The organism is Nissabacter sp. SGAir0207 (genome assembly GCF_005491205.1).
In the GTDB taxonomy this organism is placed as follows: domain Bacteria; phylum Pseudomonadota; class Gammaproteobacteria; order Enterobacterales; family Enterobacteriaceae; genus Chimaeribacter.
The window spans coordinates 2,468,305-2,488,583 of record NZ_CP028035.1 but is presented as its reverse complement, the minus strand read 5'-3'; the positions used below and the strand labels follow the sequence as shown (position 1 = coordinate 2,488,583).

Annotated in this window: 16 protein-coding genes; 12 read left to right on the top strand and 4 right to left on the bottom strand. The window is 56.5% G+C overall.

The window, feature by feature from the left end; genetic code table 11:
- Nucleotides 1-2: 2 nt before the first annotated feature.
- From C1N62_RS11000 to C1N62_RS10965, 8 genes are all read left to right on the top strand, one after another.
- Nucleotides 3-1,346 (top strand): replication-associated recombination protein A, encoded by a 1,344-nt coding sequence (locus C1N62_RS11000; protein WP_137763670.1) that lies wholly within the window; start codon nt 3-5, stop codon nt 1,344-1,346.
- A 106-nt stretch (nt 1,347-1,452) separates the two neighbouring features.
- A complete protein-coding gene (serS, locus tag C1N62_RS10995; RefSeq protein ID WP_137763669.1) occupies nt 1,453-2,745 on the top strand; it encodes a serine--tRNA ligase in 1,293 nt (430 codons plus the stop codon).
- 208 nt (nt 2,746-2,953) lie between these two features.
- A complete protein-coding gene (locus C1N62_RS10990; RefSeq protein WP_137763668.1) occupies nt 2,954-5,389 on the top strand; it encodes a DMSO/selenate family reductase complex A subunit in 2,436 nt (811 codons plus the stop codon).
- A 12-nt stretch (nt 5,390-5,401) separates the two neighbouring features.
- Nucleotides 5,402-6,016 carry a DMSO/selenate family reductase complex B subunit gene (locus C1N62_RS10985; protein WP_137763667.1) on the top strand — a complete coding sequence of 205 codons (615 nt, stop codon included), beginning with the start codon at nt 5,402-5,404 and terminating at the stop codon, nt 6,014-6,016.
- A 1-nt stretch (nt 6,017) separates the two neighbouring features.
- Nucleotides 6,018-6,881 (top strand): DmsC/YnfH family molybdoenzyme membrane anchor subunit, encoded by an 864-nt coding sequence (locus tag C1N62_RS10980; protein ID WP_137763666.1) that lies wholly within the window; start codon nt 6,018-6,020, stop codon nt 6,879-6,881.
- Nucleotides 6,871-7,515, top strand: coding sequence for a Tat proofreading chaperone DmsD (dmsD, locus tag C1N62_RS10975; RefSeq protein ID WP_240775693.1), 645 nt, complete (start codon nt 6,871-6,873; stop codon nt 7,513-7,515). The genes C1N62_RS10980 and dmsD overlap by 11 nt, the downstream gene beginning before the upstream one ends.
- The gene (locus C1N62_RS10970) at nt 7,466-8,056 is read left to right on the top strand and encodes a 4Fe-4S binding protein (RefSeq protein WP_370465561.1); all 591 of its coding nucleotides are present in this window, start codon (nt 7,466-7,468) and stop codon (nt 8,054-8,056) included. Before dmsD ends, C1N62_RS10970 begins: the two co-directional genes overlap by 50 nt.
- Before the next feature lie 122 nt (nt 8,057-8,178).
- Nucleotides 8,179-9,324 (top strand): MFS transporter, encoded by a 1,146-nt coding sequence (locus C1N62_RS10965; protein ID WP_137763664.1) that lies wholly within the window; start codon nt 8,179-8,181, stop codon nt 9,322-9,324.
- A 45-nt stretch (nt 9,325-9,369) separates the two neighbouring features.
- Here C1N62_RS10965 and pflA read toward each other — a convergent pair whose 3' ends face one another.
- From pflA to ycaO, 4 genes are all read right to left on the bottom strand, one after another.
- Nucleotides 9,370-10,110: a pyruvate formate lyase 1-activating protein gene (pflA, locus tag C1N62_RS10960; RefSeq protein WP_137763663.1), complete on the bottom strand. Its 741-nt coding sequence runs from the start codon at nt 10,108-10,110 to the stop codon at nt 9,370-9,372.
- A 227-nt stretch (nt 10,111-10,337) separates the two neighbouring features.
- Nucleotides 10,338-12,620, bottom strand: coding sequence for a formate C-acetyltransferase (gene pflB / locus C1N62_RS10955; RefSeq protein WP_137763662.1), 2,283 nt, complete (start codon nt 12,618-12,620; stop codon nt 10,338-10,340).
- A gap of 58 nt (nt 12,621-12,678) precedes the next feature.
- On the bottom strand, nt 12,679-13,536 hold the full coding sequence (gene focA / locus C1N62_RS10950) for a formate transporter FocA (protein ID WP_137763661.1): 858 nt from the start codon (nt 13,534-13,536) through the stop codon (nt 12,679-12,681).
- A gap of 442 nt (nt 13,537-13,978) precedes the next feature.
- Nucleotides 13,979-15,736: a 30S ribosomal protein S12 methylthiotransferase accessory factor YcaO gene (ycaO, locus tag C1N62_RS10945; RefSeq protein WP_137763660.1), complete on the bottom strand. Its 1,758-nt coding sequence runs from the start codon at nt 15,734-15,736 to the stop codon at nt 13,979-13,981.
- A gap of 226 nt (nt 15,737-15,962) precedes the next feature.
- Here ycaO and C1N62_RS10940 point away from each other — a divergent pair, with 226 nt between their 5' ends.
- From C1N62_RS10940 to cmk, 4 genes are all read left to right on the top strand, one after another.
- Entirely contained in the window at nt 15,963-16,655 is a 693-nt protein-coding gene (locus C1N62_RS10940; RefSeq protein ID WP_137763659.1) for a DUF421 domain-containing protein, read from the top strand.
- A 215-nt stretch (nt 16,656-16,870) separates the two neighbouring features.
- Nucleotides 16,871-17,956 carry a 3-phosphoserine/phosphohydroxythreonine transaminase gene (gene serC / locus C1N62_RS10935; protein WP_137763658.1) on the top strand — a complete coding sequence of 362 codons (1,086 nt, stop codon included), beginning with the start codon at nt 16,871-16,873 and terminating at the stop codon, nt 17,954-17,956.
- Nucleotides 17,957-18,071: 115 nt separating this feature from the next.
- Nucleotides 18,072-19,358, top strand: a complete 1,287-nt coding sequence (gene aroA / locus C1N62_RS10930; protein WP_137763657.1) for a 3-phosphoshikimate 1-carboxyvinyltransferase — start codon at nt 18,072-18,074, stop codon at nt 19,356-19,358.
- A gap of 207 nt (nt 19,359-19,565) precedes the next feature.
- The gene (gene cmk, locus C1N62_RS10925; RefSeq protein WP_137763656.1) at nt 19,566-20,255 is read left to right on the top strand and encodes a (d)CMP kinase; all 690 of its coding nucleotides are present in this window, start codon (nt 19,566-19,568) and stop codon (nt 20,253-20,255) included.
- The last annotated feature ends 24 nt before the right edge of the window (nt 20,256-20,279 follow it).

Genomic DNA, 20,279 nt, shown 5'->3' with positions numbered 1-20,279 from the left:
GCGTGAGTAACCTATCACTCGATTTTTCACAGAATGAGTTCCAGCCCCTGGCCGCCCGGATGCGGCCAACCACGCTGGGGGAGTACATCGGCCAGCAGCACCTGCTGGCACCGGGCAAACCCCTGCCGCGGGCGATTGAGGCGGGCCAACTGCACTCAATGATCCTGTGGGGGCCGCCCGGCACCGGCAAGACCACTTTGGCGGAGGTGATTGCCCGCTACGGCAACGCCGACGTGGAGCGCATCTCGGCGGTCACTTCCGGCATCAAGGAGATCCGTGAGGCGATCGAGCGCGCGCGGCAAAACCGCAATGCTGGCCGCCGCACCATCCTGTTTGTGGATGAGGTGCACCGCTTCAACAAGAGCCAGCAGGATGCCTTCCTGCCGCATATCGAAGATGGCACCATCACCTTTATTGGCGCCACCACGGAAAACCCCTCGTTTGAACTGAATTCGGCGCTGCTCTCGCGTGCGCGTGTCTACCTGCTGAAAGCGCTCACCGTCGAAGAGATTGAGCAGGTGATTGAGCAGGCGATGAATGACAGCGCCCGCGGCCTTGGCGGCCAGAAGATTGTGGTGCCACAGGAGACGCGCCGGATGCTGGCGGAGCTGGTCAATGGTGACGCGCGCCGGGCGCTCAACAGCCTGGAGATGATGGCCGACATGGCCCAGGCGGATGCCAGCGGGGTGCGTACCCTGACGCCGGAGCTGTTGCGCGAGGTCTCCGGTGAGCGCAGCGCCCGCTTCGACAACAAAGGCGATCGCTACTATGACCTGATCTCGGCGCTGCATAAATCGGTGCGCGGCTCCGCGCCAGACGCCGCCCTCTACTGGTATGCGCGTATTATCACCGCCGGGGGCGACCCGCTCTATGTGGCGCGACGTCTGCTGGCCATCGCCTCCGAAGATGTTGGCAACGCCGATCCACGGGCAATGCAGGTGGCGATTGCGGCCTGGGACTGCTTCACCCGTGTCGGCCCGGCGGAGGGGGAGCGGGCTATCGCTCAGGCAATTGTCTACCTGGCCTGCGCGCCCAAAAGCAATGCGGTCTACACCGCCTTCAAGGCCGCGCTGCGTGACGCCAAGGAGCAGCCCGATTTCGATGTGCCGGAGCATTTGCGCAATGCCCCGACCAAATTGATGAAGGAGATGGGGCTGGGTGCGGAGTATCGCTACGCCCATGATGAAGCCAACGCCTATGCCGCTGGCGAGAACTATTTCCCGCCCCAGATGGCCGCTGCCCGTTACTATTTCCCCACCAGCCGTGGGCTGGAGGGGAAAATTGGTGAAAAGCTGGCATGGTTGTCTGAACAGGATCAAAATAGCCCGATAAAACGCTACCGCTGATGGGTGGCTTGCGGTAAGGTTATTCCGTTATTATTCCCAGGATACCGCGCTGATTCGCGGTATCTTTCGTTACATATCATTCAATAACTACAAGCACAGGATTAGCATGCTCGATCCCAATCTGCTGCGTAATGAGCTAGACGCAGTCGCCGAAAAACTGGCTCGCAGGGGCTTTACGCTCGACGTGGAAAAATTACGTGCCCTGGAAGAGCGCCGTAAGGTTTTACAGGTCGACACCGAAACGCTTCAGGCGGAGCGCAATGCGCGATCGAAATCGATCGGCGCGGCAAAGGCCCGTGGTGAGGATATCGAGCCCCTGCGCCAGGAAGTGAATGTGCTGGGCGAGAAGCTGGATAACGCGAAAGCGCAGCTGGACGCACTGCAAACTGAGATCCGTGACATTGCCCTGTCCATCCCGAACCTGCCTGACGACAGCGTGCCGAACGGCAAGGATGACAGCGAAAATCAGGAAGTCAGCCGTTGGGGCGAACCGCGCCACTACGATTTCCCGGTACGCGACCACGTTGAGCTGGGCGAAATGGCCGGCGGACTGGATTTTGCGGCCGCCGTGAAACTGACCGGCTCCCGCTTTGTGGTGATGAAAGGGCAGATCGCCCGCCTGCACCGTGCGCTGGCGCAGTTCATGATTGACCTGCACACCGAGCAGCATGGCTACCAGGAGACCTACGTCCCTTATCTGGTGAACCACGATACCCTCTACGGTACCGGCCAGCTGCCGAAGTTTGGTGAGGACCTGTTCCATACCAAACCGCTGGAAGAGGAGTCCACCAGCAGCAACTATGCGCTGATCCCGACCGCTGAGGTGCCGCTGACCAACCTGGCGCGTGATGAGATCCTCGATGAAGAGTCTCTGCCGCTGAAATTGACCGCCCACACGCCGTGTTTCCGCTCTGAAGCGGGTTCTTACGGACGTGATACCCGTGGCCTGATCCGTATGCACCAGTTCGACAAGGTCGAGATGGTACAGATCGTGCGCCCGGAAGAGTCCATGCAGGCACTGGAAGAGCTGACCCACCATGCGGAGAAGGTGCTGCAACTGCTGAACCTGCCTTACCGTAAAGTGCTGCTCTGCACCGGCGACATGGGCTTTGGCTCCACTAAAACCTACGATCTGGAAGTGTGGCTGCCGGCGCAGGATACCTACCGTGAAATCTCCTCCTGCTCCAACATGGGTGATTTCCAGGCGCGCCGTATGCAGGCTCGCTGCCGTAGCAAAACCGAGAAGAAGCCGCGTCTGGTGCACACCCTGAATGGCTCCGGTCTGGCGGTTGGCCGTACGCTGGTGGCAGTGCTGGAGAACTACCAGCAAGCCGATGGCCGTATCGAAATCCCTGAAGTGCTGCGCCCTTACATGCGCGGCGAAACCCATATCGGTTAATGGGTTACCCCTCCTAAAAAGCGCCTACGGGCGCTTTTTTTCTGTCTGTCTCACGCAATTCTTCGAGTTACCTCCCGCTTTTCATTCCTGCTCAATTTATCGTCCCATTTTGTTGATGGAAAACAAAAAACACTCCCCCTCGCAGGCGTAAAACAGCACACGTCAGCCGCGCGTCGGCCCTGTCTACAGGTATCGATAAGGAGAAAATATGAGTGCAGCAAAAGTCCCTCTGCTGGCTATCAGTCGTCGAACCCTGTTGAAAGGGAGCCTGGCGACGAGCGCGCTGGCGATAGCAGCAGAGGGCATCGCCTTGCCTTTCCAACAGTCAGAAAAAACGCTGGCTGGGGCAGGGGAGCCACAGTCAGAACGGGTGGTCTGGAGTGCCTGTACGGTGAACTGTGGCAGCCGCTGCCCATTGCGAATGCATGTGACAGCGGACGAGATCCGCTACGTCGAGAGCGACAATGGTCGTGACGATAGCGAGTTGCGACAGGTGCGCGCCTGCCTGCGCGGGCGCTCCATGCGGCGGCGCATCTACCATCCCGATCGCCTGAAATACCCGATGAAACGCGTCGGCAAGCGGGGCGAGGGGCGCTTCAAACGCATCAGTTGGGAAGAGGCATTCGATACCCTCGCGTGCACGCTGCAACGCATCATCCGTGAGTATGGCAATGAGGCCATCTACCTCAATTATGGCACCGGCACCCTCGGTGGCACCCTGACGCGCTCCTGGCCGCCCGGCAGTACCCTGATCGCGCGCCTGATGAACTGCTGTGGCGGCTACCTCAATCACTATGGCGACTATAGCTCCGCCCAGATCGCCGCCGGCCTGAACTACACCTATGGCGGCTGGGCGGATGGCAACAGCCCGTCTGATATTGAAAACAGCAAATTGGTGGTGCTGTTTGGCAATAATCCGGCGGAGACGCGGATGAGCGGCGGTGGGGTAACCTATGCGATGGCGCAGGCCCGGCAGAAGTCGGGCGCACGGTTGATTATCATCGATCCGCGTTATACCGACACCGGCGCGGGTCGCGAAGACCAGTGGATTCCGCTGCGGCCGGGCACGGATGCCGCACTGGCTTCGGCACTGGCCTATGTGATGATCACGGAAGGATGGGTGGATCAGCCCTTCCTTGACACCTACTGCGTCGGCTATGACGAAAAGACCCTGCCGCCCGGTGTGCCCGCTAACGCCAGCTACAAAGCCTACATCCTGGGGCAGGGACGAGATGGGATAGCCAAAACCCCAGCGTGGGCCGCCGACATTACCGGCGTGCCGGAAGAGGTCATTATCCGGTTGGCTCGTGAAATGGGCTCGACCCAACCCGTCTTCATCAGCCAGGGATGGGGGCCACAGCGCCATGCCAACGGGGAACTGACTACCCGAGCCATTGCCATGCTGGCGATCATAACCGGTAACGTTGGTATTCCAGGCGGCAACTCTGGCGCTCGCGAAGGATCTTACGCTCTGCCATTTGTCAGGATGCCGACTCTGGAGAACCCGGTAAAAACCAGCATCTCGATGTTCCTGTGGACGGAAGCGGTAGCCCGCGGCCCAGAGCTGACAGCCCTGAAAGATGGTGTGCGGGGCAAAGAGAAGCTGGATGTGCCCATCAAATTCATCTGGAACTATGCGGGCAACTGCCTGATCAACCAACATGCCGACATTAACCGTACCCACCAGATCCTACAGGATGAGAGTCGGTGCGAAATGATAGTGGTGATTGATAACCACATGACCGCCTCCGCGAAATACGCCGATATCCTGTTGCCGGACTGTACCACGGCGGAGCAGATGGACTTCTGTTTGGATGCCTCCAGCGGGGAGATGGGTTACGTCATCTTTGCCGATCGGGTCATTGCACCGCGTTTTGAGTGCAAAACCCTCTATGAAATGACCAGCGAGCTGGCAAAAAGGCTGGGTGTGGAGGCGCAATTTACTGAAGGGCGCAGCCAGGAGGAGTGGTTACGCCATCTCTACCAACAGTCACGAGAGGCGATACCTGCATTACCTGAGTTTGAACAGTTTCGTCAGCAGGGGATCTTCAAGCAACGCGATCCTGAGGGCCACCATGTGGCTTACCGTGCTTTCCGCGAAGACCCTATTTCCAACCCATTAGCCACACCATCAGGAAAAATCGAGCTCTACTCAGCGCAGCTGGCAACTATTTCGTCCACTTGGCAACTTGACGCCAGAGATGTCATCGATCCTTTACCGATCTATGCCGAAGGCGCTGAAAGCTACAACGATCCTTTGAATCATCGCTTCCCATTGCAACTGACAGGCTTTCACTACAAAGCGCGCACCCATTCCACCTATGGCAATGTGGATGTGCTCAGTGCTGCCTGCCGCCAGGATCTCTGGATCAATCCGATCGATGCACAAGCGCGTGGGATCAAAAATGGCGATCCGATCCGTGTCTTAAACGATCGCGGTGAGGTACGCACTACTGCACGGGTGACGCCACGGATTATACCGGGTGTGGTGGCGCTGGCGGAAGGCGCGTGGTACTCCCCCGACACACAGCGAATTGATCACGGCGGTAGCATTAACGTACTGACTTCACAACGTCCTTCACCGCTGGCAAAAGGCAATCCTTCCCACAGCAATCTGGTGCAGGTTGAGAAAGTGCATGTGTAAGGAGCAGACACAATGACCCAATATGGTTTCTATATCGACGCCAGCCGGTGCACCGGCTGTAAAACCTGTGAACTGGCCTGCAAGGATTATAAGGATCTGACGCCGGAAGTGAGTTTTCGCCGTGTTTACGAGTATGCCGGTGGTAGCTGGCAGCAGGATGGGGCCGGGTGGCGGCAGAACGTATTCGCCTACTACCTCTCCATCGCCTGTAACCACTGTAGCGACCCGGCCTGTACCAAAGTCTGCCCTAGCGGCGCAATGCATAAGCGGGAGGATGGCTTTGTGGTGGTCAATGAGGAGGTTTGCATCGGCTGCCGTTACTGTCATATGGCCTGCCCCTATGATGCTCCCCAATACAATGCCAGCAAAGGGTGCATGACTAAATGTGACGGCTGCTATGAACGGGTCGCCGGTGGGAAGAAACCAATCTGTGTTGAATCCTGTCCGTTACGGGCGCTGGAGCTGGCACCCATTGACGAACTGCGAGCCAAGTACGGTGAATTGGCGGCCATTGCCCCATTGCCAGCCGCACACTTCACCCAACCCAATATTGTCATTAAACCCAATGCCCATAGCCGCCCGTCAGGTGATACCAGCGGCTATCTGGCGAACCCGAGGGAGGTGTGAAATGGGAACCGGATGGAGTGAATGGCCGTTGGTGCTCTTTACCGTGCTCAGCCAGTGTGTCATAGGGGGTTTTGTGGTGATGGCATGGGCGCTGGGGCGCAGCGAGCAAGATGCGGCGCAGGTACGCGCGCTGCATTGGCAGATGCTCTACCTGTGGCTGATGATGGGCATCGCCTTCTCTGCCTCAATCCTGCATCTGGGCATACCATTGCGCGCGCTGAACGCACTGAACCAGCTTGGCACGTCGCCGTTGAGCATGGAGATCGCCAGCGGCTCCCTCTTCTTTGCACTGGGCGGACTCTACTGGTTGCTCGCCATGCTGGACAAACTTTCACCATCGATCAGGCAGGGTTGGCTGGCTGTTACCGGGCTGGTTGGGGCCGTTTTTCTCTATGCCATGTGCCGGGTCTATACCATTGAGACGGTTCCTACCTGGGATACGCCCTATACGGCACTCAGTTTCTTGTTAACGGCGCTACTGGGCGGTTCGCTGCTGGGCTACCTGCTGCTTCATGCCGCCGGAGCCAGCATCAGTGGGGCTTTGCGCCTGCTGCCGGCCGTTGCGCTCTGTGCGTTGGTCGCCAGCTGTGTTTTTGGCTTTGGGCAGTTGGCGAGCCTTGGGCAAATTCAAAGTTCCGTCCAGCATGCAGAGGCGCTGGTCCCTGATATAGGCACGCTGACCGGGATACGATTAATATTGCTCAGTATGGGGCTGGCTTGCTGGTTAGTGCCTCTGTTGAAAGCTAAAACGCCTTCGGTAGGCTGGATGATGGCGGGCTTTATGCTAGTGCTGGCGGGAGAGTTGCTGGGGCGTTCCCTGTTTTATGGCCTGCACATGACCGTGGGAATGGCGTATGGCAGTTGAGATGGCCGAAAGCGAGGAGCACGCGGTTGTCCTGGAGGCCATCGCCATGACAGGCCGCCTGCTCGGTGTACTGCTGCTGCACTCACCTGAACAGCCAGATTTCTCGGTCACTGCCCCACTGTTTTCCAACCCGGCATGGTGTGCATCCTGGCCCTATGGCACTGCAGAGGAGCTGGCCTATATCGCCCGGCAATTTACCCAGCAGACTGAGGAGTCACTTACAGCTGCGTATCAGCGGCTGTTTATTGGGCCAGAGGCACTGGCCGCACCGCCGTGGGGTTCGGTCTATCTGGACAGGGAAGAGGTGTTGTTTGGTGATTCGACATTGGCATTGCGCCACTGGTTAGCGGAGCACCAGATTCAGATGTTGCACAACCCACGGGAGCCAGAAGATCACATTGGCCTGCTGCTGTTGATGACGGCCTGGCTGGCGGAACAGCGGCCTTGCCTGCTGAATGACTTTTTAACCCGCCATCTTTTACCGTGGTCAGAGTGCTACCTGACACGTCTGGCCGCTGCTGCCGAACACCCCTTCTATCAAGCCGTGGCAAGGTTGGCAATGATCACTTTGGCCGGCTGGCAGCATGAGGTGCTACAGATACCAGCAGCAGGCACAGGCAATGTCGCCCCGTAATGAGCGTTACTACCGTGCATGGTTGAGCCACCGGCAGATCAGTCGCCGTGGGCTGCTGCGCAGCGTACTGCGAGCAGGGCGGCCTGAGCCAGCACCCGCGGTGCGTCAGGCTCCCAGGCCACCGCAGGCGCAGCCAGACGCACTGTTTTTGGCACGTTGTGATAGCTGCGGTGCCTGCGTGGCGGCCTGTCCATTAGGCATGATTAAGGTGGCAGGAGGAAAAGCGGAACTGGATCCAGAGACCGCTTTCTGCGACGGCTGCTTGATGTGTACTGCCGCTTGCCCCACTGACGCATTGGCACCTGACTGTAATAAGGAAACGGGGCTACGTCCGATAATGCGCGAATACTGTTTTGGGCAAACCACCGGCGGGTGCCAACTCTGCGTAATGGCCTGTCCTAGCTCGGCAATATTTTTTAATCAAGAAAATCATCCAGCGCTAAGCGAAGCGCGTTGTTGGGGCTGTGGGGCATGTAAATTTGCTTGTTATCATGGGCATATCCAATTGGTGTTATCTCCACAGGCATTCAATAAGAATTAGTTAATAAATAATTTCAATCATCAAGTAACACTTTGTGCGGGAGCCTTTTTTTAGCCAATTGACTTTTTACAGCTCGGTGTCATGATGCGCGCACTTTCCTTCTAGCGTTAATCATCACCCATATGTCTGCCTACTCTCGCCCAGTGCTATTATTGCTCTGTGGGCTTTTATTGTTGACCGTGTCGATCGCGGTATTGAATACGCTGGTGCCGTTATGGCTGACCCATGCGTTGTTACCTACCTGGCAGATTGGGCTGGTAAGCTCATCCTATTTCTGCGGCAACCTGGCCGGTACGCTGGTGGCAGGTGCCATCATCAAACGTTACGGTTTTAACCGCAGCTATTACCTCTCGTGCATCATCTTTTCCTTGGCGACGGCAGGGCTGGCTTACTCTACGGAGTTCTGGAGCTGGCTGGCTTTCCGCTTTATTGCTGGGATTGGGTGTGCCTTGATCTGGGTGGTGGTCGAAAGCGCCTTGCTACGCAGCGGCACAGCACAAAACCGTGGGCAACTGCTGGCCGCCTACATGATGACCTACTACCTCGGCACCGTGGCCGGGCAGTTGGTCTTGGGCATGATGCCGACCGCACTGTTGAGCGTGCTGCCGTGGGTGACCGCTATGATTGTGGTGGCTATGCTGCCGCTCTTCTTCGCCGCTTTCGGCTATGAAGACCTGAATCAACCGCAGGCGTCAGTGTGGCCGATGCTGAAGCGTCGCGATGCCCGGCTGGGCATTAACGGCTGCATTATTTCCGGTATCGTGCTCGGCTCACTGTATGGCCTGATGCCGCTCTATCTGTCGCATCAGGGGATGAGCGACGGCAACGTGGGCTACTGGATGGCACTGCTGGTGAGTGCTGGCATTGTTGGACAGTGGCCGGTAGGCCGACTGGCCGATCGCTATGGGCGCTTGTTGGTACTGCGGATCCAGGTGTTTGTCATCATCTTAGGGTGCATGGCAATGCTGAGTGGCTATGCGATGGCGCCTACGCTGTTTATTCTGGGCTGTGCCGGTTTTACTCTTTATCCGGTGGCGATGGCTTGGGCCTGTGAACGCATTCCGCAGCATGAGCTGGTGGCAATGAATCAGGCGTTGTTGATGAGCTATACCATTGGCAGCCTGACCGGCCCGACCATGACGGCCGTGCTAATGCAGCACTATTCAGATCAACTGCTGTTTGTGATGATTGCTGCGGTGGCGCTGATCTACATGATTATGCTGTTCAGAAAGCCGGGACACTCTCCGACACCTTTCGCAGCAGCGTAACGCTTCTGGCAGGGCGGGTAACCGCCCTGTTATCTCGTGGTGTGGTCAGTACATGACTTTGTGGCCATACCCTTCCAGAATCTGTTTCACCCGATCCATGGTCTCTTTTGGCGGCGGCCTGACGCCATCCAGTTTGTACTCTTCCCCCATCGCTACCCATTTATGCTTGCCCAGCTCGTGATAGGGCAGCAGTTCAATCTTCTCAATGTTCCCCATGTCACGGGTAAACTCGCCCAGCCTGTGCGCCGAGTCATCATCATCAGACCAACCTGGCACCACCACATAACGGATCCAGGTACGCTGGTTACGCTTCGCCAGATAGCGGGCAAAGTCCAGAGTACGATGATTCGAGACCCCCACCAGATTTTGGTGGATATCATCATTCATCTGTTTCAGATCCAGCATCACTAAATCGGTAACGTCCAGTAGCTCATCAATTACTGGATCGTAGCGTCGGACAAAGCCGTTGGTATCAAGACAGGTATTGATACCCTCTGTCTGGCAGGCGCGAAACCAATCACGTACAAATTCAGCCTGTAAAATCGCTTCACCGCCAGACGCCGTGACCCCACCGCCGGAAGCATTCATAAAGTGGCGATAGGTCACCACTTCCTTCATCAGCTCTTCGACGGTAATCTCTTTGCCGCCGTGGGTGTTCCAGGTATCGCGGTTATGGCAGTAAAGACAGCGCATCAAACAGCCCTGGAAAAACACAATAAAGCGAATGCCGGGGCCATCTACCGTGCCGCAGGATTCAAAAGAGTGGATACGACCTTTTACTGACATTGCGGGCTCTCCAAAATGTGACTGTTCAAATGCAGTCTGAATCACGCCAGGGGGAGGTGCAGCGATACACAAGATATCAGGTGATATCTGCCTGGCGAGGAATAACGGTTTTGCCTGATACCCAGAGCAGTGGATGCCCGGCAAACCCGTCACCCGGTCGGGGAAATGAAGGGGTGAACAGAGGGTGGGGGAAAAGCTCCTTCCCTGGAGCTTTTGGCCATTTATGATTACAGCGACTTGGTAAAGGTACGGGTAATCACGTCTTGCTGTTGCTCTTTGGTCAGCGAGTTGAAGCGAACGGCATAACCAGAAACGCGGATGGTCAGTTGCGGATATTTCTCCGGGTGTTCCATCGCATCCAGCAGCATTTCGCGGTTCATGACGTTGACGTTCAGATGCTGGCCGCCCTCGATGGAGGCTTCATGGTGGAAGTAACCATCCATCAGACCTGCCAGGTTGGCTTTGCGTACATCATCATCTTTGCCCAGCGCGTTCGGCACGATAGAGAAGGTATATGAGATACCATCCTTCGCGTAGGCAAATGGCAGTTTAGCCACCGAGGTCAAGGACGCTACCGCACCTTTCTGGTCACGACCATGCATCGGGTTGGCACCGGGGCCAAACGGCTGGCCAGCACGGCGGCCATCCGGGGTATTGCCGGTTTTTTTGCCGTATACCACGTTGGAGGTGATGGTCAGCACTGACTGGGTCGGTACTGCATGACGATAGGTGCGCAGCTTCTGGATTTTCTTCATGAAGCGCTCAACCAGATCGCAGGCGATGTCATCCACGCGCGGGTCGTTGTTACCAAATTGCGGGTATTCGCCCTCAATCTTGAAGTCTACGGCCAGGCCATCTTCATCACGGATGGTTGACACCTTGGCATACTTAATCGCTGACAGGGAGTCGGCAGCCACTGACAGACCAGCGATACCACATGCCATGGTACGGTAGACGTCACGATCGTGCAGCGCCATCAATGCGGCTTCGTAGCTGTATTTGTCATGCATGTAATGGATAATGTTCAGCGCGGTAACGTACTGTTTCGCCAACCAATCCATAAAGTGATCCATGCGCTCCATGACTTTGTCATAGTCCAGCACGTCATCCATCATCGGCGCTTCTTTCGGGCCGACCTGCATTTTCAGCTTCTCATCCATGCCGCCGTTAATTGCATACAGCATGGTTTTCGCCAGGTTGGCGCGAGCGCCAAAGAACTGCATCTGTTTGCCGACAATCATCGGGCTAACACAGCAGGCGATGGCGTAGTCATCGTTATTGAAGTCAGGGCGCATCAGGTCATCGTTTTCATACTGTACGGATGAGGTGTCGATGGAGACTTTGGCCGCAAACTTCTTGAAGTTGAGAGGCAGTTTTTCCGACCACAGGATGGTCATGTTAGGTTCCGGTGACGGACCCATGGTGTAGAGCGTGTTCAGGAAACGGAAGCTGTTTTTGGTGACCAGCGTACGCCCATCTACGCCCATCCCTGCCAGGGATTCGGTGGCCCAGATCGGGTCGCCAGAGAAGAGTTCATCGTACTCCGGCGTACGCAGGAAGCGCACCATACGCAGTTTCATCACCAGATGGTCGATCAGCTCCTGCGCCTGCTGTTCAGTCAGGGTACCGGCTTTGATGTCACGTTCGATATAGACATCAAGGAAGGTGGAGACACGGCCAAAGGACATGGCTGCGCCGTTCTGCGATTTCACTGCAGCCAGGTAGCCAAAGTAGGTCCACTGTACGGCTTCCTGCGCGTTTTTCGCCGGGGCGGAGATGTCATAGCCATATTTGGCAGCCATCTCTTTCATCTGCGCCAGTGCGCGGTGTTGCTCCGCGATCTCTTCACGCAGCTGGATGGTCATCTCCAGATCTTCGCCGTTTTCCAGCTTTGCCTGCAGGGATTTGAACTGGGCGAATTTGTCCGCCATCAGGAAATCGATACCATACAGTGCCACACGACGGTAATCGCCGATGATGCGGCCACGGCCATAGGCATCTGGCAGGCCAGTCAGCACACCAGATTTACGGCAGCGCAGGATGTCTGGGGTATAGACATCAAATACGCCCTGGTTGTGGGTTTTGCGGTATTCGGTGAAGATTTTTTTCAGCTGCGGGTCGAGTTCGCGACCATAGACTTTACAGGAGCCTTCCACCATTTTGATGCCGCCAAAGGGAATCAGCGCGCGTTTCAGCGGGGCATCCGTTTGCAGGCCAACAATTTTTTCCAGCCCTTTCTGGATGTAGCCGGCATCGTGCGAGGTGATGGTAGCGGCGACGTGGGTGTCAAAATCAACCGGCGCATGGGTGCGGTTCTCAATTTTGACGCCTTCCATCACCTGTGCCCACAGGGCAGTGGTCGCCTCGGTTGCGCCCGCAAGGAAGGACTCATCGCCTTCATAGGGGGTGTAGTTTTTCTGGATGAAGTCACGGACGTTGACGGTATTCTGCCATTCGCCCTGTTGGAAGCCTTCCCATGCACTTGCCAGTTTTTCATTAAGTTCGGACATATTGCACCTACCTTAAAATATGGATTTCTTTGTAAACCCGCAGTGGCGTAAACACCGGTCAGTGGTGATTACCGCCACGTAAATAGATTGCCCAGTACGTCAGTCCTACCAGCACCCCGCCGCCAATGATGTTGCCGAGTGTCACTGGGATCAGGTTGTCGACAATAAAGTTGCTGATGGTGAGGTGAGAAAACTGCTCCGGGCTGGCGCCGACGGCTTGCCAGAACTCCGGCGTGGCAAAATTCTTGATGACGATGCCAAAGGGAATAAGGAACATGTTGGCGATGCTGTGCTCAAAACCGCTGGCGACAAACATGCCTACTGGCAGCAACATCGCCAGACACTTGTCCGTCAGGGTACGGCCGGAGTAGCTCATCCACACTGCCAGACAGACCATCAGGTTCGCCAGAGTGCCGAGGCAGACGGCTTCAATGAAGGTATGGTGGACTTTGTGATCGGCCGTTTGGAGCACATTCAGGCCCCACTGCCCATTGGCAACCATATATTCGCCGGAGTACCACATCAGGGCGACGAAGAAGAGGGCACCCACCAGGTTGCCGAGGTAAACATTGACCCAGTTACGGGCCAGTTGCCCCCATGTGATGCGCCGGCTGGCCTTAGCGACGACGATCAGCACCGTGGAGGTAAACAGATCCGCACCGCCGACAATCACCAGCATCAGGCCCAAGGAGAAGCAGAGGCCGCCGACCAATTTGGCGAGACCGTAAGGTACGCCAGCGGTGCCGGTAGTGGCGGTAATATAGAAAACAAACGCAATCGAGATAAACACACCCGCGGTAATCGCTAAATAAAAGGTGGTGAGCGGATGTTTAGTCGCTTTATAGACACCCGCATCTTCGGCAACTTTTGCCATCGCGGGGGGAAGCAGTAAATTGAAAGGGTTGTCAGCGTTCACACTAACTCTCTCTGATAGGTTAAGACAGTGCAAAGAGATACTAACAAAGCCATGATCGATAAAAATTGATTTAGATCATAAACGCACCGGGCGCATCCACGCCCACCATAAGATTGTCTTTATTTTTATTGTTAAAGCTTTGATTTATATACATTAAATTTATTTTAACTTTTATATATTTTTTTGATTGGTAGGCGATGTGAATTAAAGATCAGGTTAACTCTAATAGATAAATGTATTATTTCAAGCCTCTTTTGCGCGATAAATTTAATTTATAATTAACATTGCCGCATTATCATTAACGTGACTGAAGGGTAGGAGTCGGGCTGGAAATTAATTTCTCCTAAGGCGTAGAAAAGTGGGAGAAATAAAAAGCCCCAGTAATGTTATGCATTACCGGGGCTTGAGAATGGTACCTTAAAACAGGGGCGTCAGCCTGACTTTACGCCCAGTGGCGGCGCTTAGCCTGTTGTAGCTTCTCATAAGCCGCCAGCAACGCCTGATGGGCTGGCAGGGCCTGAAGCTCATCATCAATGGCAAACAGCCCATGGAAACGCGCTTCGCCACTCAGGGCGGCGGAAGCCTGATCCACCGCTTCCTGACCATACATCTTCACAAAGGCAGCATAGTACTGTGCCGGCTCGCGCTCTGGCTCCTGCGCCAGCAGCAGCAGGGTTTGCAGGCAACGGTAGTAGTTGCTGCGCTCTGGCGTGAAGACAGAAGCGTTGAACTCCTGTGTCCACTCCGCCCAAATCAGCGCCTGATCCAGATCGCCGCCCGCCAGGGCCAGCATGGATTTCAGCTCGCCAATGCGCAGCGTGTACCAGCCATTGTCTTTGCCGGTCGCCAGACCAAGCAGTTCACGCACGCGGGTAAAGTCATCCATACCCTCGTCGTCCAGCTCTTGGATCAGCGCCAGATACTCTTCGCGGCTCCAGTCGCTGTCCGGCAGCGCTAGCAGTTTCTCACGCAGCGGGGCACCCATGCTGTTGTTAGCCAGCAACAGATCTTCTGCCGGGTAGATATCCGACATGCCCGGCACCAGAATACGACAGGCGTACACGCCCAGATGCTCATAATCCGCGATATATACCTCGGCATCTTCTTGCTGGAAGATGGCCATCAGGGTCGCGAACTCCTCTTCGGTAGTACCGCTGAAGTCCCAGTCAGCGAACGCATAGTCCGCGTCCTGCTTGAACATATCCCAAGAGATCAAGCCGCTGGAGTCAATGAAGTGGGTCTCCAGGTTGGCATGTTCCGCGACCTCTTCGTCATCGAAGGTCGGCGGCGTGAAGACATCCAGATCTTTCAGGCTGCGGCCCTGCAGCAGCTCAGTAACGGTACGCTCCAGTGCCACGCCAAAGTCCGGGTGTGCACCAAAGGAGGCGAAGCAGGTGCCATTGGCCGGGTTGAACAGCACGACACAAATTACCGGGTACTGGCCGCCCAACGAGGCGTCATAGGCCAGGATCGGGAAACCTTCCTCTTCCAGTTTGGCGATGGCCTCAACCACGCCAGGGTAGCGCGCCAGCACGTCTTCCGGGATGGCCGGCAGGCTGATGGATTCCGCGATGATGCGGTTTTTCACATAGCGCTCGAACACCTCAGAGAGGCCCTGCACGCGTGCCTCATTGGCGGTGTTACCGGCGGACATGCCGTTCGACACATAGAGGTTGCCGATGATATTCATCGGGATATAAACGGTCTGCTCATCCGACTGGCGGGTGAAGGGCAGGGCGCAGATGCCACGCGCGGCATTGCCGGATTGCAGGTCAATCAGATCGCTGCCAGACAGTGCCTGATCCGGATCGTAGAAGTCATGCAGGCGCGCATCCAGGATCCCTTCCGGCAGGCTGTTGTCTTCCGGGATCGGGAACCATTTCTCATTAGGGTAGTGAACGAATTCGCCCTCGGCGATCGCTTTGCCCAGATAGAAGTCGGCGAAGAAATAGTTGGTGGAGAGGCGTTCGAAATACTCGCCCAGCGCCGAGGCCAGCGCGGCTTTCTTGCTGGCGCCCTTGCCGTTAGTGAAGCAGAGCGGGCAGTCGCGATCGCGAATGTGCACCGACCAGACGTGAGGCACCGGATTCAGCCAGGAGGCCTCTTCAATGTTGAAGCCTAAATCGGTCAGCTTTTTCTGGAAACGTGCAATGGAGTCTTCCAGTGCCGCGTCTTTGCCGGGAATAAAGGTTTGGGTCATGGGGATCACTTTTTATCATCGTACTGAAAGGCGCCATGATACGGACTTTTATTCTTCAGCTCCACGGATTGATCATGGCAAAGGGGGCAATAAAAAGATTGTTTTTTCGCCATCCAATAGCCCGTGTGTGATGACGTCGGCGGGAACGGGGCAAAAGATTGCCAAGCAGCCACCGCAGACCGTAGATTGTCGGCATCTGGTCATGGCCTTTTCTAAGGAAAGCAAGATGAAAGCGTTTGATCTTCAACGGATGGCGCTGGACAAGTTCCCGCTGGAGTTCCTGGCGGAAGTCGCGGCTCGTTGCCTGTTCACCTTTGTGCTGGTGTTTCTGTTCCTCAAAGTCAGTGGCCGGCGGGGTGTCAGGCAGATGTCGCTGTTTGAGGTGCTGATCATCCTGACCCTCGGCTCGGCGGCAGGAGATGTCACCTTCTATGACGATGTGCCATTGCTGCCGGTGTTCATGGTGTTTGCCTCTATCATGGTGTTCTATCGTCTGGCGACCAAGCTGATGTCCTACAACCGGCATGTACAGAACTGGATGGAGGGCAAGCCGCTGATGCTGGTGCGCAACGGCCAGTTTGAGTGGAAGACCATGAAAAAGCGCAACATCACTCACGATGAGTTTTTTATGGAGCTGCGGCTGGCTGGCGTTGAGCATTTGGGGCAGGTACGACTGGCGGTGCTGGAGGTCAACGGCGGCATCAGCGTCTTCTTTTTTGAGCCAGAGGAGGTAAAGCCGGGGCTGCCCGTGATGCCCGCCGATTACATCACCTTTATGACCCGCGCGACAAAAGAGGGTGACTACGCCTGCCACCAGTGCAGCCTGATCCATCACCTGAAAGCCGGCGAGTCATATCAGTGCCCGCAATGTAAAAGCGACAAGTGGGTGGCTGCGTTGACCCACCGCCGGGTAGGCTGAAATCAGCATATCCTGCCAGATTAATGCCCTGCCACGGGGGATCATCAAACCGGGAGCCATCGTGGCAGGCAGAGTATAAGAAGAGGATCTTGTTCTGGTTTCTGCCGGGGTGTCCCGTCGGGAGCGATAACCGTTGCAGGCCGCCGGTTCGGATGATAAAACCGAAGGCTGGTGGTCATACATAACAGTTATCTTATCGTGAATGGTGAAGGGAAATGACTCAGGTTTTCAATTTTAGTGCGGGTCCGGCCATGCTGCCGGTCGAAGTTTTGCGTCGTGCCGAGCAGGAGCTCTGCAACTGGCATGGGCTGGGCACCTCCGTGATGGAGATCAGCCACCGCAGTAAAGAGTTCATCCAGGTGGCGGAAGAGTCGGAGCGTGACCTGCGAGACCTGCTGAAGATCCCGGACAACTATAAGGTGCTGTTCTGCCATGGTGGCGCGCGCGCGCAGTTTGCCGCAGTGCCGCTGAACCTGCTGGGTGACCACACCACGGCCGACTATGTCGACGGTGGCTACTGGGCGCACAGCGCGGTAAAAGAGGCGCAGAAATATTGCACGCCAAATGTGCTGGACGTGAAAACGTCTGTCGATGGCCGCCACGCTATCACGCCAATGAGCGAGTGGGCGCTGCGTGATGACGCCGCCTACGTCCACTACTGCCCGAATGAAACCATTGACGGCCTGGCCATTCACGATATGCCCGATTTCGGTGACAAAGTGGTGGTGGCGGACTACTCCTCCTCTATCCTTTCGCGTCCGATTGACGTCAGCCGTTTCGGCGTAATTTATGCCGGTGCGCAAAAAAACGTTGGCCCGGCTGGCCTGACGCTGGTGATTGTGCGGGAAGACCTGCTGGGCAAAGCAAAAACCGAGCTGCCCTCCATCCTTGATTACAAAGTGCTGGCCGAGAACGACTCCATGTTCAACACGCCGCCGACCTTTGCCTGGTATCTCTCCGGCATGGTATTTAAGTGGCTGAAAGAGCAGGGCGGCCTGCTGGAGATGGAAAAACGTAACAAAGCCAAGGCGGAATTGCTGTATGGTGTCATCGATCAGAGCGACTTCTACCGCAACGAAGTGGCACAGGCGAACCGCTCCTGGATGAACGTTCCCTTCCAACTGGCTGACGCGGCGCTGGACAAAGTCTTCCTGGACGAGTCCGTGAAGGCGGGCCTCCACGCCCTGAAGGGCCACCGTGTGGTGGGCGGGATGCGCGCGTCCATCTACAATGCGATGCCGATTGAGGGCGTGAAAGCCCTGACCGAATTTATGGCGGACTTCGAGCGTCGCCACGGCTAATCGCCAGCCCGCACCTGTAAGGCTGCGGGCATGTTCTGGTAACCCGTTGATTTTCAGGAACCCCGGCTCAAACCGGGGTTCTTTTATAGCAAAGTATTTGGAGAGTGTGTTTTACATGCAGGACTCGTTAACCCTACAGCCGATTGCCAAAATTGATGGCACCGTCAACCTCCCAGGCTCAAAAAGTGTGTCCAACCGTGCGCTGCTGCTGGCGGCGCTGGCGCAAGGCACCACGACCCTGACCAACCTGCTCGACAGTGATGACGTGCGCCATATGCTCAACGCCCTGGAGAAATTGGGCGTGGCGTTTCGCCTCTCGGCGGATCGCACCCGCTGTGAGGTGGAAGGGCAAGCCGGGCCACTGCGCAGCGCGCAGGCGTTGGAGCTGTTCCTGGGCAATGCAGGAACGGCCATGCGCCCACTGGCGGCGGCGCTCTGCCTCGCGGACGGCGACATCACGTTGACCGGCGAGCCACGCATGAAAGAGCGGCCGATCGGCCACCTGGTGGAAGCCCTGCGTCAGGGCGGCGCGCAGGTTGACTATCTGGAGCAGGAGAACTATCCGCCGCTGCGACTGCGTGGTGGGTTCAACGGCGGTGATATTGCCGTTGATGGCAGCGTCTCCAGCCAGTTCCTGACGGCCCTGCTGATGACCGCGCCGCTGGCGGCACGTGATACGGCGATCCGCATCAAGGGTGAGTTGGTCTCAAAGCCCTATATCGACATCACGCTCAACATGATGAAGAGCTTTGGCGTTGAAGTGGTGAATGATGAGTACCGCGTCTTCCACATCAAGGGCCAGCAGACTTATCAGGCACCCGGCGAATATCTGGTGGAGGGCGATGCCTCTTCCGCCTCCTACTTCCTCGCGGCTGCGGCGATCAAGGGCGGCACCGTCCGCGTGACCGGCATTGGCCGCCACAGTATGCAGGGAGATATTCACTTTGCCGACGTGCTGGAGAAGATGGGCGCGCGCATCACGTGGGGCGACAGTTACATTGAGTGCAGCCGCCACGAGTTGCATGGCATCGACATGGATATGAATGCCATCCCGGATGCGGCAATGACCATCGCGACCACTGCGCTCTTTGCCCAAGGGGAGACCACCATCCGCAATATCTACAATTGGCGGGTGAAAGAAACTGACCGTCTGGCGGCGATGGCGACAGAGTTGCGCAAGGTGGGCGCCGAGGTGGAGGAGGGGCACGACTACATCCGCGTGGTACCGCCGGCAGAACTGCAGTACGCGGAGATCGGCACCTACGACGATCACCGCATGGCGATGTGCTTCTCGCTGGTGGCGCTCTCTGAAACGCCGGTGACTATCCTCGATCCAAAATGTACTGCCAAAACCTTCCCAGACTACTTTGACCGCCTGGCTTCACTGAGCCAACCGGCATAATATGAACAAAACGGGCAAATTATGCCCGTTTATTCTCCTTCCCCACAGATTTTGTCTATCTTCTACACTCTCTGACAGTTTATGGGGGGAATTTCAGCAACTGCGCGTGCGAAAGGTAACAGTTATGCGTTAGGCAGCGTATAATGCTGCGGCTGAAGTAGCCTACTGAGTAATAAAGCGGGTTTCCCCGATCTAAAGGAGTGAGATATGACGGTTACAGCCCCGGTGATTACCGTTGATGGGCCAAGTGGTGCCGGTAAAGGTACGCTGTGCAAAGCGCTGGCGGAGTCATTAGGCTGGCATCTGCTGGACTCTGGTGCCATCTACCGCGTGCTGGCGCTGGCCGCGCTGCACCACCAGGTCGATATCCAGTCCGAGGAGGCCTTGGTGCCGCTGGCCGCTCACCTTGACGTGCAGTTCATCTCGCGCAACGGGCAGCTTGAAGTGATCCTGGAAGGTGAGGATGTCAGCAATGAGATCCGCACGGAAACCGTAGGCAACACCGCCTCTCAGGCCGCCGCCTTCCCGCGGGTGCGCGAAGCACTGCTGCGCCGCCAGCGCGCCTTCCGCGAGGCACCTGGCCTGATTGCCGATGGCCGCGACATGGGCACGGTGGTCTTTCCTGACGCGCCAGTAAAAATATTTTTGGACGCCAGCGCGGAAGAACGTGCACGTCGGCGCATGCTACAGTTGCAGGAAAAGGGCTTTAGTGTTAACTTTGAACGTCTTTTAGCCGAGATAAAAGAGCGTGACGACCGCGATCGCAACCGCGCGATTGCACCGCTGGTGCCTGCTTCTGATGCCCTGTTGCTGGATTCGACCAGCATGTCCATCCATGAAGTGATTGAAAAAGCGTTGGCTTACGCCCATGACGTACTGGCACTGCCACAGAAATAAGCGTCGCGCTCACTGAATTTAGTA

Bases quoted from the DNA above. Each gene is read 5' to 3' on its own strand.
- serS (WP_137763669.1), top strand. From the start codon at position 1,453: ATGCTCGATCCCAATCTGCTGCGTAATGAGCTAGACGCAGTCGCCGAA.
- C1N62_RS10990 (WP_137763668.1), top strand. From the start codon at position 2,954: ATGAGTGCAGCAAAAGTCCCTCTGCTGGCTATCAGTCGTCGAACCCTG.
- C1N62_RS10985 (WP_137763667.1), top strand. From the start codon at position 5,402: ATGACCCAATATGGTTTCTATATCGACGCCAGCCGGTGCACCGGCTGT.
- C1N62_RS10980 (WP_137763666.1), top strand. From the start codon at position 6,018: ATGGGAACCGGATGGAGTGAATGGCCGTTGGTGCTCTTTACCGTGCTC.
- dmsD (WP_240775693.1), top strand. From the start codon at position 6,871: ATGGCAGTTGAGATGGCCGAAAGCGAGGAGCACGCGGTTGTCCTGGAG.
- C1N62_RS10970 (WP_370465561.1), top strand. From the start codon at position 7,466: ATGAGGTGCTACAGATACCAGCAGCAGGCACAGGCAATGTCGCCCCGT.
- C1N62_RS10965 (WP_137763664.1), top strand. From the start codon at position 8,179: ATGTCTGCCTACTCTCGCCCAGTGCTATTATTGCTCTGTGGGCTTTTA.
- pflA (WP_137763663.1), bottom strand. From the start codon at position 10,110: ATGTCAGTAAAAGGTCGTATCCACTCTTTTGAATCCTGCGGCACGGTA.
- pflB (WP_137763662.1), bottom strand. From the start codon at position 12,620: ATGTCCGAACTTAATGAAAAACTGGCAAGTGCATGGGAAGGCTTCCAA.
- ycaO (WP_137763660.1), bottom strand. From the start codon at position 15,736: ATGACCCAAACCTTTATTCCCGGCAAAGACGCGGCACTGGAAGACTCC.
- C1N62_RS10940 (WP_137763659.1), top strand. From the start codon at position 15,963: ATGAAAGCGTTTGATCTTCAACGGATGGCGCTGGACAAGTTCCCGCTG.
- serC (WP_137763658.1), top strand. From the start codon at position 16,871: ATGACTCAGGTTTTCAATTTTAGTGCGGGTCCGGCCATGCTGCCGGTC.
- aroA (WP_137763657.1), top strand. From the start codon at position 18,072: ATGCAGGACTCGTTAACCCTACAGCCGATTGCCAAAATTGATGGCACC.
- cmk (WP_137763656.1), top strand. From the start codon at position 19,566: ATGACGGTTACAGCCCCGGTGATTACCGTTGATGGGCCAAGTGGTGCC.